The 11,374-nt window shown below is 70.5% G+C and carries 9 protein-coding genes and 1 pseudogene; 6 read left to right on the top strand and 4 right to left on the bottom strand.

Annotated features, from left to right (window positions below):
• Window positions 1–102: 102 nt before the first annotated feature.
• Window positions 103–2,520 (bottom strand): transglycosylase domain-containing protein, encoded by a 2,418-nt coding sequence (locus tag AB0D59_RS11080; RefSeq protein WP_362563507.1) that lies wholly within the window; start codon window positions 2,518–2,520, stop codon window positions 103–105.
• A gap of 233 nt (window positions 2,521–2,753) precedes the next feature.
• On the opposite strand from AB0D59_RS11080, the pseudogene AB0D59_RS11075 reads away from it, so the two are divergent.
• A pseudogene (locus AB0D59_RS11075) lies at window positions 2,754–2,918 on the top strand (SPFH domain-containing protein); the annotation flags it as partial.
• Between the two features lie 93 nt (window positions 2,919–3,011).
• Here AB0D59_RS11075 and AB0D59_RS11070 read toward each other — a convergent pair.
• Window positions 3,012–3,944, bottom strand: a complete 933-nt coding sequence (locus AB0D59_RS11070; protein ID WP_362563505.1) for an NAD(P)-dependent oxidoreductase — start codon at window positions 3,942–3,944, stop codon at window positions 3,012–3,014.
• A gap of 185 nt (window positions 3,945–4,129) precedes the next feature.
• Here AB0D59_RS11070 and AB0D59_RS11065 point away from each other — a divergent pair, with 185 nt between their 5' ends.
• From AB0D59_RS11065 to AB0D59_RS11055, 3 genes are read left to right on the top strand one after another with little or no spacing between them, the layout of a single operon-like run.
• Window positions 4,130–4,654: a PadR family transcriptional regulator gene (locus AB0D59_RS11065; RefSeq protein ID WP_362563503.1), complete on the top strand. Its 525-nt coding sequence runs from the start codon at window positions 4,130–4,132 to the stop codon at window positions 4,652–4,654.
• Window positions 4,651–5,340, top strand: coding sequence for an ABC transporter ATP-binding protein (locus AB0D59_RS11060; RefSeq protein WP_362563500.1), 690 nt, complete (start codon window positions 4,651–4,653; stop codon window positions 5,338–5,340). The genes AB0D59_RS11065 and AB0D59_RS11060 overlap by 4 nt, the downstream gene beginning before the upstream one ends.
• The gene (locus AB0D59_RS11055; protein WP_362563498.1) at window positions 5,337–7,679 is read left to right on the top strand and encodes an FtsX-like permease family protein; all 2,343 of its coding nucleotides are present in this window, start codon (window positions 5,337–5,339) and stop codon (window positions 7,677–7,679) included. The genes AB0D59_RS11060 and AB0D59_RS11055 overlap by 4 nt, the downstream gene beginning before the upstream one ends.
• Before the next feature lie 4 nt (window positions 7,680–7,683).
• On the opposite strand, the gene AB0D59_RS11050 is transcribed toward AB0D59_RS11055, so the two are convergent.
• Window positions 7,684–8,682 (bottom strand): LysR substrate-binding domain-containing protein, encoded by a 999-nt coding sequence (locus tag AB0D59_RS11050; RefSeq protein WP_362563495.1) that lies wholly within the window; start codon window positions 8,680–8,682, stop codon window positions 7,684–7,686.
• 172 nt (window positions 8,683–8,854) lie between these two features.
• Here AB0D59_RS11050 and AB0D59_RS11045 point away from each other — a divergent pair, with 172 nt between their 5' ends.
• Entirely contained in the window at window positions 8,855–9,406 is a 552-nt protein-coding gene (locus AB0D59_RS11045; RefSeq protein WP_362563493.1) for a peroxiredoxin, read from the top strand.
• A gap of 1 nt (window position 9,407) precedes the next feature.
• Window positions 9,408–9,947, top strand: a complete 540-nt coding sequence (locus AB0D59_RS11040; protein WP_362563554.1) for an alkyl hydroperoxide reductase — start codon at window positions 9,408–9,410, stop codon at window positions 9,945–9,947.
• 31 nt (window positions 9,948–9,978) lie between these two features.
• On the opposite strand, the gene AB0D59_RS11035 is transcribed toward AB0D59_RS11040, so the two are convergent.
• On the bottom strand, window positions 9,979–11,373 hold the full coding sequence (locus tag AB0D59_RS11035) for an AI-2E family transporter (RefSeq protein WP_362563490.1): 1,395 nt from the start codon (window positions 11,371–11,373) through the stop codon (window positions 9,979–9,981).
• Between the last annotated feature and the right edge of the window lies 1 nt (window position 11,374).

Raw genomic sequence — 11,374 nt, 5'->3', positions numbered from 1 at the left:
GGTCACGCCCACCCGGCGGAGCCCCATGTCAGACAGAGCCCCGCGCCCCTCCGGGGCGCGGGGAACTGCGCGAACGGCCACGACGGGCCCGCACCCGGATGACTACCGGATGGTGTTCGCCGGGTCGAACGGGTTGTCCGTGTTCTGGCCCGTCGGCGTCTGGCTCGGCGTCTGCGACGGAGTCTGGGACGGCGGCGCGGAAGTCGTCGGCGTCTGGCTCGGCGTCTGCGACGGAGTCTGGGACGGCGGCGCGGACTTGGTCGGCGTCTGGCTCGGGGTCTCCGACGGCGTCTCGGACGGCGTCGCGGACTTCGACGGGGTCTCCGTGGGCTGGACGGCCGCGCCCAGGTCGGTGTTCAGGTCGAACTTCTGCTTCTTCGTGACCCCGAAGGTGTAAGCCGCCCAGACCTGCGCCGGGTAACCGCCACCGTTGATCCGGCCGGTGCCGGGGATGAGGCCGGTGGCGCCGGTCAGCGAGACCTGGTTGTGGCTCTTGGAGTCCTCGCCGAACAGTCCGACCGAGGTCACCAGGTCGGGCGTGAAGCCCGTGAACCAGGCCGACTTGTTGCTGTCGGACGTACCCGTCTTGCCGGCCACCTGCTGGCCCTTGCGCAGCGGGTTCTGGGCCACCGAGACCTTCGCGGTGCCGTCGTCGACCACACCGGTCAGGACCGAGGTCACCTGGTCGGCCGCGCTGCTGCTGATCACCTGCTCGCCGATCGGGTCCGGCAGGTCGACCTTGCGGCCGGTCTTCTCCGCCGACGCGAGGATGCTCGGGGTGACCTTCTGGCCGTGGTTGTCGAGAGTGGCGTACACCCCGGCCATCTCCAGCGGGCTCGCGCCCATGCTGCCCAGGGTCTGCGCGGGCACCGCCGGCAGATCCGTGGTGTCCAGGCCGAGGTCGTCGGCGACCTTCATCACGTTCTTCATGCCGACGTCCACACCCATCTGCGCGAACACCGAGTTGACGGACTTGTTCATCGCCGTCTGCACGGTGATGTCGCCGTAGTCGGCGTCGTCCTCGTTCGGCGGCGAGAAGGCGATGTCACTGCCCTTGACCGCGCGACCGCTGGTGCCGTCGTAGATCGTGTTGGCGTTGATCTCCTTGCCGTCCTGCGTCTTGGCGTTCTGGTCCAGCGCGGCGGCGAGGATGATCGGCTTGAAGGTGGAGGCAGGCTGGTAGTCGGCCCGGGTGGCGTTGTCGGTGTAGTGCTTGTAGTAGTCCACGCCGCCGTAGAGGGCGAGGATCTTGCCGGTCTTGGGGTCGACGGAGACGGCGCCGGCCTGGACGTTCTTGTCGACCTTCCGCTTCTTGCCGTCCAGCTTGCTGGTCAGCTGGCTCTTGACGGCCGCCTCCAGCTTCGCCTGCTTCTTCGGGTCGATGTTGAGGGTGATCGTCCAGCCCTGGTCCACGACCTGGGCCTCCGCCTCGGAGCGGGTGAGGCCCTGGGTCTTCATCAGCTGGTTCTCCAGCTGGGTGTTGGCCAGTTCGACGAGGTAGCCCTTCTGGCCCTCCAGACCAGAGGCGGCCTTCGGCGCCTTGGGGATGGGGAACTTCAGGGTGTCGCGCTTGGACTTGTCCAGCCAGCCCTGGCCGACCATGTTGTCCAGGACGTAGTTCCAGCGCTGCTTGACCAGTTTCTTGCCGATGGGGCCGGCCACCGCCCAGTCGTACTGGCTCGGCGCCTGGAGCAGCGCGGCCAGGTAGGCGCCCTGCTGGACCGAGAGCTTCTCGGCGTCGACGCGGTAGTAGGCCTGGGCGGCGGCCTGGATGCCGTAGGCGCCGCGGCCGTAGTAACTGGTGTTGATGTAGCCCGCGAGGATCTCGTCCTTCGACTTCTCGCGGTCCACCTTCAGCGAGATGACCAGTTCCTTCAGCTTGCGCGTGACGGTCTGGTCCTGGTCGAGGTAGTAGTTCTTGACGTACTGCTGGGTGATCGTCGATCCGCCCTGGGTACCGCGGCCCCGCGCCGTGTTGTAGAGGCCGCGGGCCATGCCCTTGAGGTCGATGCCGTTGTCGTTGTAGAAGGTCTTGTTCTCCGCCGCGACGAAGGTGTGCTGGACCTCCGTCGGGACCTTGGAGAGGTCCACGATCTCGCGGTTGACGGTGCCCTTGCGAGCCAGGACCGAGCCGTCGCTGTACTTGTAGACGTTGCTCTGCGTCTGCGCGAGCGCGTTGCCCTCGGGCACGCTCACCATCGTGTACAGCGCGATGAAGGCGCCGATGCCCAGCAGACACACGGTGAAGAAGGCGCCGAGCATCTTCTTCCAGGTGAACAGCCGGCGTATGCGGCCCTTGCCGCCCGTGGCCGGCTTCCCCTTGCCCTGCTTGCCCTTGCCGGCGGCGGCCTTGCGGCGCTCAGCGCGGGTGCCGCCCTCGGCCACCGGCGCCTGGACCGCCGTCGCGGTTCCGCCCGGGGACTCGGCTGTCTCGTGCGCGGTATCGGGCGACGAGCGGTGCCCGGGCGCGGCACGGCGGCCACCGCGCTGTCGCGCTTTTCTCTCTTCCGCTCGTCCCATGAGTCCGTCCGCTCCGCTTCGTCTCGGCTGTCACACGTGTGTACGGGTGTCACACAAGTACGTGGCTCAGGTCAGCTCAGAAAGCTAACACCGCTCTCTATGACAAAGAGCAGACGATCCGCCCTTTACGGACGTGACAATCAGCACCCTGCTCCAACGGAACCGACGAGCGAAGAGGCCAGAGGGTTGCCTCCGCACTGAAAGTGATATCGCTTGGATAGAAGCGGGCCGAGATGCCGGCCCCGCCTGTGCGGGAGTTCACGGCGCACCGCACCGGCGGCGGACTCGCCCTGCTGCTGGGCCTGTTGGGGTTCCTGGCCGCCGGCACGGCGATGCGCGACCTCGGCACCGTGGCGCCGAACGAGGCGCGGGTCGCCCAGCTCTTCGGACGGCGACGGCGGGGGAAGGGCATCGTGGCACTGGGCGAGGAGCGCAAGGCCGCGATGGTGTCCAACCTGATGGTGGTGCCGTGCGGGGACCGAGCGCCGGGCTCAGGCCAGCTCCGCCCTGAAGCCCTGCCGCCAGGACGGGTACCGCAGCTCCCAGCCCAGCTCCCGCTTGGCCTTGGCGTTGGAGAAGCCGCGGCCCTGGGTCATGATCACCACCGCCTGTTCGCCGGCCAGCAGCCGGGCCAGCCAGACCGGCACCCGCAGCGGCCGCCCGGCCCCGGCGCACTCGGCGAGGTACGGCAGCCACTCGGCGGCCGGCGCCGGTTCGTCGTCGACGATGTTGAACACGCCCCGCGCCTTCCGCTCGACCGCGAGCACGGTGGCGCTCGCCGCGTCGTCGAGGTGGATCCAGCTGCTGTGCCCTTCGGCGCGGCCGACCAGGGGGTACTGGCGCTTGCGGACCAGGGTCACCTGGTCGTCGATGGCTCCGGGGCCGTAGAAGGCGCCGTACCGCAGGGCCGCGCCGCCCGCCTCGAGGACCGCTTCCTCCAGGTGGCGCAGGGCCAGCATCCCCTGGTGCGCGGCCGTCCCGGCCATCAGGTCCAGCGGGTCCTCCTCCGTCTTCACCCAGCCGCCCTCGCGGATGCCGTTCCAGCTGGCGTGACTCTGCGCGACGACGTGGGGGACGCCGGCCGCCTCGGCGGCGGCCAGCAGATGGTCCGTGCCCTCGGTGCGCAGCCGGTTGGTGAGGGCGAACCACCGGTCCGGATGCTTGATGTCGGGCTTGCCCGCGTGTGCCGGTGAGATCGCGGTCAGTTGATGCACGATCACCTCCGGGCGGGCCTCGGCCACCGCCGCCCCGACCGACAGCGCGTCGAGGGCGTCCATCACCACACCCTCGGCCCCCAGCCGCTTCAGCAGGTCCAGCCGGGCCGCGCTGGTGGTCGTGGCCGTCACCCGATGCCCCCGCGCCACCAGTCGCGGCACCAGCCGCCGTCCCAGAACACCGCTGCCCCCCGCCACGAAGACCCGCATGGCCATCCCCTTTCTGATACCGGAAACAGGCTCCCGGAGCGGAGACGAGACAGGCCCGCGCGCTGTGACACCGCGCTGTCGCACAACCGTGACAAACGGCTCCCACGTGCGCGTTCGCACACCCGGCCATGATCTACACACCGTGCGTATACATGCGGCGTATACACCGTGTGTAGAGTGCTGCCATGTCCATCGGTCACACCCTCCTGGGGCTCCTGGAGTCCGGCCCGCGCCACGGCTACGACCTGAAGCGGGCCTTCGACGAGAAGTTCGGTCACGACCGGCCGCTGCACTACGGCCAGGTCTACTCGACGATGTCCCGCCTGCTGAAGAACGGGCTCGTGGAAGTCGACGGCATCGAGGCCGGCGGCGGCCCCGAGCGCAAGCGGTACGCCATCACCGACGCCGGCGTCACCGACGTCGGGAAGTGGCTGGCGACTCCGGAGAAGCCGGAGGAGTACCTCCAGTCGACCCTGTACACCAAGGTCGTGCTCGCCCTGCTGACGCACCGCGACGCCGGCGACGTCCTCGACGGCCAGCGCTCCGAGCATCTGCGCAGCATGCGGATCCTCACCGACCGCAAGCGTCGGGGCGATCTCGCGGACCAGCTCGTCTGCGACCACGCCCTGTTCCACCTGGAGGCGGATCTGCGCTGGCTGGAGCTGACCGCCGCCCGCCTCGACAAGCTCCGCACGGAGGTGACCAAGTGACCGCTCCCGCTGGTTCGCTGCTCGCGGCCGAGGGGCTGCGCAAGGCCTACGGCCCCACGCTCGCGCTCGACGGGGCCGGGTTCTCGATACACCCGGGCGAGGTCGTCGCCGTGATGGGCCCGTCCGGCTCCGGCAAGTCGACCCTGCTGCACTGTCTCGCCGGGATCGTGCCGCCCGACTCGGGCTCGATCGTCTACGCCGGACGCGAGATGGCCACCATGAGCGACACCGAGCGCAGCGCCCTGCGCCGCAGCGAGTTCGGTTTCGTCTTCCAGTTCGGCCAGCTGGTGCCGGAGCTGACCTGTGTGGAGAACGTCGCGCTGCCGCTGCGGCTGAACGGCACCTCCCGCAAGGAGTCCGAGAAGGCCGCGCTGGGCTGGATGGAGAAGCTGGAGGTCGACGACCTGAGCCGCAAGCGGCCCGGTGAGGTCTCCGGCGGCCAGGGGCAGCGGGTCGCGGTGGCGAGGGCGCTGGTGACCAGCCCCCGGGTGCTGTTCGCCGACGAGCCGACCGGCGCGCTGGACTCCCTCAACGGCGAGCGCGTGATGGAGCTGCTGACCGACGCGGCCCGCTCCACCAACGCGGCCGTCGTGCTCGTCACGCACGAGGCCCGGGTGGCCGCCTACTCGGACCGCGAGATCGTCGTACGCGACGGCAAGTCCCGGGACATGGAGCGGGCCGTATGAGCCGGGGGCGCTGGGCCGGGGATCTGGCCATGGGGGCGCGGTTCGCCTTCACCGGCGGGCGCGAGGGCTGGATACGGGCTCTGCTGACGGGCGTCGGCGTCGGGCTCGGGGTGGCGCTGCTGCTGCTCACGGCGGCGGTGCCCAGCATCCTGGACACCCGGCACCAGCGCGAGGCGGCCCGGCAGGACTACCTGCTGGCCCCCGCGAAGATGCCGGCGGCCGACGACACCGTCGTGGTCGCCCACACCGACACCGTCTGGCACGACCAGGACGTACGCGGCCGGCTGCTCCAGCCGGAGGGCGCCAAGGCCCCCCTGCCGCCGGGGATCGACCGGTTGCCGGCCGCGGGCGAGATGTACGTCTCCCCCGCCCTGGCCGACCTGCTGAAGTCCCCCGGCACCGCACTGCTGCGCGAGCGGCTGCCCGGCAAGGTCGTCGGCACCATCGGGGAGTCCGGACTCATCGGCTCCCGCGAACTCGCCTACTACGGGGGCTCCGAGCACCTGGCCCCGCTGATCGGCAAGGGCGCGGTGCAGCGGATCAACCACTTCGGGGACACCTCCGACCAGGGATCCGAACCGCTGGACCCGGTCCTGCTGCTCCTCGTCCTGATGGTGTTCGTGGTGCTGCTCACCCCGGTCGCCATCTTCGTCGCCACCGCCGTGCGGTTCGGCGGCGAGCAGCGCGACCGGCGGCTCGCCGCCCTGCGGCTGGTCGGTTGCGACGGCGGCATGGCCCGGCGGATCGCGGCGGGCGAGGCGCTCGCGGGCTCCGTGCTGGGTCTGGCGTTCGGCGTCGGCTTCTTCCTGGCCGGCGCACAGCTCGCCGGGTCGATCGAGCTGTTCGACATCAGCATCTTCCCGGACTACCTCACCCCGTCGCCCGTCCTGGCGCTGCTGGTGGCCGTCGCGGTCCCGGCGACCGCCGTCCTGGTCACCCTGTTCTCGCTGCGCCGGGTCGTCATCGAACCGCTGGGCGTGGTGCGCACGTCCGGGCCCGGGCGGCGCCGGCTGTGGTGGCGGCTGCTGCTGCCGCTGCTCGGCCTGCTGATGCTCGCCCCGATGATCGGGAAGGGCAACAGCGGCGGCGACTTCAACCCGTACCTGGTGACCTTCGGCGTGCTGGCCCTGCTGGTCGGCATCACCACGCTGCTGCCATGGGTGGTGGAGCGGGCCGTCCACCGCCTGCACGGCGGCTCGGTCTCCTGGCAACTGGCGGTCCGCAGGCTCCAGTTGAGCAGCGGTACGGCGGCCCGGATGGTGAACGGCATCGCGGTGGCGGTGGCCGGCGCGATCGCGCTCCAGATGCTGTTCTCCGGCGTCGACGCGGACTACACCAAGTCGACCGGGAAGGACCCGTCCCGCACCCAGCTGGAGGTCGACCTGCGCGCCACCACGGCCCCGGACGCCACCGCCCGCACACTGCGGGAGACCCGGGGCGTACGGCAGACCGTGGCCCTGTCGGAGACCTGGTTCGGGGCCAGGCCCGCGGGCACCGAGGACACCATACAGATCATGGTCGGCGACTGCGCGGCCCTGCGGGAACTGGCCAGGATCTCCGCCTGCCACGACGGTGACGTCTTCATCTCCAGTGACGCGTTCTCCGATCCCGCCTCCCGCAAGCTGATGACGCCGGGGCACACGGTCTGGGTCGACCCCACCTACCCCGGCAGCACGAAGGGAATCGAGGCCCGCTGGACGCTGCCTGCCGAGCTCGGGCGGGCGCAGGTCCGCAAGGACGCCCTGCGCAGCGACCTCACCGGCCTGCTGGTCACCCCGTCCGCCCTGCCGGCCAAGGCCCGCCCGAGCCTCACGAGCAGCGTCTACGTCCTGCTGGACCCGAAGGTCCCGGAATCGGACGCAACCGAGGAGGTACGGACCGCCGTCCAGACCGTCGACCCGCTCGCCGACGTGTCGATCTGGCAGTCGACCCAGCGCTCCACCCGCTTCGACACCATCCGCACCGGCCTGTTCGCGGGCGCCGCCGCCGTCCTCGCCCTCATCGGGGCGAGCCTGCTGGTCTCCCAGCTGGAGCAGCTGCGCGAGCGCAAGAAGCTGCTGTCCTCGCTGATCGCCTTCGGCACCCGGCGCCGTACGCTCACCCTGTCCGTACTCTGGCAGACGGCGATCCCCATCACCCTGGGCCTGCTGCTGGCCATGGCGGTCGGGCTGACGCTCGGCGGGGTGCTGATGAAGATGACGGCCGTACCGCTGCGCGTGGACTGGCCGAGCGTGCTGTCGATGACCGGCTTCGGCGCGGCGATCGTCCTCGCCGTGACCCTGCTCAGCCTGCCGCCGCTGCTGCGCCTGATGCGCCCGGACGGGCTGCGTACGGAGTAGGGGTCTACGAGTCGGCGCCGAGCACCCGGACGGGCAGCGGCCGCAGCGCCTCGCGCAACGCGGCCGCCAGCTCCCGGTACTCGGCGCCGCGCGCTGCCCCGGCGCGCGTCGCCAGGGCGATCCGACGGCTCGGGGCGGGCTCGGCGAAGGAGCCGGTGAGGAGCCGGTCGCTGCGGCTGGTCTCGACCCGGACGGCGGTGTGCGGCAGCAGGGTGCAGCCGAGCCCGCCGGCCACCAGCTGGACGAGGGTGGCCAGGCCCGCGGCCGTGGTGGTCACCGGCGCGCCCTCCCGTCGCCCACCACCGCCCTCGACCGAGGGACTTCGCCCCGCCCCTTTGATTCCTCGGCCCGCCTCCCGGCAGATGTCCAGGGCCTGGTCACGCAGACAGTGCCCTTCGTCCAGCAGCAGCAGAGTGAGCTCCTTGAGCGACTCGCGCGCAATACCGGCCCGGCCGCCCAGCGGATGGCCGAGCGGGGTGACGAGCACGAAGTCCTCGTCGTACAGCGGGAGTTCGACGACACCGGCGATGCCCAGGGGAACCGCGAGCAGCAGCAGGTCGAGGCGGCCGGCGGCCAGTCCGTCCAGCAGGCTGGCGGTCTGCTCCTCGTGCACCTGGAGGTCGAGGTCCGGGTAACGGTCGTGGACCAGCCGCAGCACGGTGGGCAGCAGATACGGCGCGACGGTCGGGATGACGCCGAGCCGCAGCGCGCCGGTGAACGGCGCCCGTACCGCCTCGGCCTCCGCGAGCAGCGACCGCACCTCCTCCAGTACGGCCTTGGCGCGTACCGCCAGCCGCTCGCCGGCGGGCGAGAGCAGCACCTTGCGGGTGGTGCGCTCCAGGAGTGTGACGCCGAGCGTCTCCTCCAGTGCCGAGACGGCTCCGGACAGCGCGGGCTGGCTCATGCCCATCGCGGCGGCCGCGTCCCGGAAGTGAAGGTACTCCGCGACGGCGGCGAAGGCGCGCAGCTGGGCGAGACTGGGTTGACGGCGCTTGCTCCCCATGCCGACACCGTTCCCCATGGGGTTACCCACAGCCACTGATAGCCACCTCCGATCAATCCGACCGAGTGTAGCTATTTCAGGAATCAATGCACCTTGTGCCACGATCAGCGGCGTCCAACCCATCGGAGGCGACCCCGCGATCCGGGGTGCTTCCGCGCTGCAAGGAGAGCGTGTGCTCACTGTCGGTGACAAGTTCCCCGAGTTCGAACTGACCGCCTGCGTCTCGCTGGAGAAGGGCAAGGAGTTCGAGACGATCACTCACAAGACCTACCAGGGTTGGAAGGTGGTCTTCGCGTGGCCCAAGGACTTCACCTTCGTGTGCCCGACCGAGATCGCCGCGTTCGGCAAGCTGAACGAGGAGTTCGCCGACCGTGACGCGCAGGTCCTCGGCTTCTCCGGTGACTCCGAGTTCGTCCACCACGCCTGGCGCAAGGACCACGACGACCTGCGCGAGCTGCCGTTCCCGATGATGGCCGACTCGAAGCACGAGCTGATGCGCGACCTGGGCATCGAGGGCGAGGACGGCTTCGCCAAGCGCGCGGTCTTCGTCGTCGACCAGAACAACGAGATCCAGTTCTCCATGGTGACCGCGGGCTCGGTGGGCCGTAACCCCAAGGAGGTCCTGCGGGTCCTCGACGCGCTCCAGACGGACGAGCTCTGCCCGTGCAACTGGAGCAAGGGCGACGAGACGCTGGACCCCGTCGCGCTGCTGGCCGGTGAGTGAGTTGTCGCTCGACACCCTCAAGTCCGCGGTCCCGGACTACGCCAAGGACCTGAAGCTCAATCTGGGTTCGGTCATCGGCAACTCCGAGCTGCCGGCCCAGCGGCTGTGGGGCACGGTCCTGGCGACCGCCATCGCCTCCCGATCCCCGATCGTGCTGCGCGAGCTGGCGCCCGAGGCGAAGGCGAACCTCACGCCGGAGGCGTACCGGGCCGCCAGGTCCGCGGCCGCGGTGATGGCGATGAACAACGTCTTCTACCGCACCCGCCACCTGCTCTCCGACCACGCGTACGGCTCCCTGCGCGCGGGGCTGCGGATGAACGTCATCGGCAACCCCGGTGTCGACAAGGTCGACTTCGAGCTGTGGTCGTTCGCGGTGTCCGCGATCAACGGCTGCGGGATGTGCCTGGACTCGCACGAGCAGGTGCTGCGCAAGGCCGGGGTCGACCGTGAGGTGATCCAGGAGGCGTTCAAGATCGCCTCGGTGGTGCAGGCGGTGGCCGTGACGCTGGACGCGGAAGCCGTGCTGACCGAGTTCGAGTAGGCGCCGTTGCCCCGTGGACCCCGCCCACCTCTCAGTGGGCGGGGTCTTCCGCGTTCCTGGGGGCCGCGCCCCCGGATCCCGCATCGGCCCGAACGGCCTCGTCCTCGGTCGCCGGATCGGCTGATGTGTGTGGCTGAGCACCGTCGTCGGGCTCCGCGTCCGCGTGTCTCTCGTTCGAGTACTGGTGCAGATAGCTGACCACCGTGTTCGTCACCGCCACCAGCGGTACGGCCACCACCGCGCCGCCGATGCCCGCGACCAGGCCGCCGGCCGCGACCGTGAGGACCACCGCGAGGGGGTGGACACGGACCGCGCGGCCCAGGATGAACGGCTGCAGGATGTGGCCCTCGATCTGCTGGACGGCCAGGACGACGATCAGGGTCATGACCGCGGCGAAGACGCCCTGGGTGACGAGCGCGACCACCACCGCCAGGGCGCCCGAGGCGACCGCGCCGACGAGCGGGATGAAGGAGAACAGGAAGATGAAGACGGCGAGCGGGACGGCCATCGGGACGTCCAGGAAGTAGATGCCCAGGCCGATGAAGATGGCGTCGATGAGGGCGACCAGGACCGTGCCGCGGACGTAGGCGGTGAGCGTGCGCCAGGCGCGCGGGCCGGCGCCGGCCACCCCCTCGCGGGCGGCGGCGGGCACCAGCTTCAGGAACCACTGCCAGATGCGCGCGCCGTCGTAGAGCAGGAAGAGCGTGGAGAAGAAGACCAGCAGGATGCCGGTCAGGGCCTCCACGACGACCTGGACGCCCTCCAGGCCGAACGAGGTGATCTGGTCGGTGTTGGCGCCGATCGCCTCGCGGAGGTTCTTGGCGATCTGGTTGATCTGTTTGTCGGTGACGTGGAAGGGGCTCTTCAGCAGCCAGTTGCGCAGGTCGTCGATGCCGTTCTGGACCTGGTCGGAGAGCGTGTCGATGTTCTCCATGACCTGCCAGGTCACGAACCAGCCCATCAGGCCTATCACCACGAAGCCGGAGATGGCGGTGAGCGCGGTGGCCGGCCCGCGGGGCATGCCGCGGCGGCACAGCCAGGCGACCGCGGGCTGGAGCAGGGCGGTGATGAGCAGCGCGATGACGAAGGCGAACACCACGAGTTGTACGGCGCTGATGACCCGCATCAGGATCCAGACCGTGCCGGCCAGCACCAGCAGCCGCCAGCCGGCCTCGGCGGCGACCCGTACGCCCCAGGGGATGGCCGTCACGGGGTCGGGACGCGGTGCGGGCTTCCGGACAGGCCTGGGAGCGGCGGTGGCAGGGGCCGCCGGGGCGGGCTCGGGAGCGGGGGCCTGTGCGGGCAGTGCGGGCGGCTCCGGTTCGGTGTGCTCACGCTCCACCTCGGCCCGGCGTTCGTCCAACCGCTCGCTCATTTCGCTCAGTCGGGCGCCGAGCCTGCCGAGCCACTCCGGCACTCGCGACATG

Source organism: Streptomyces sp. NPDC048417, assembly GCF_040651615.1.
Lineage (GTDB): Bacteria > Actinomycetota > Actinomycetes > Streptomycetales > Streptomycetaceae > Streptomyces.
This window is presented reverse-complemented; position numbering and strand designations above follow the sequence as displayed.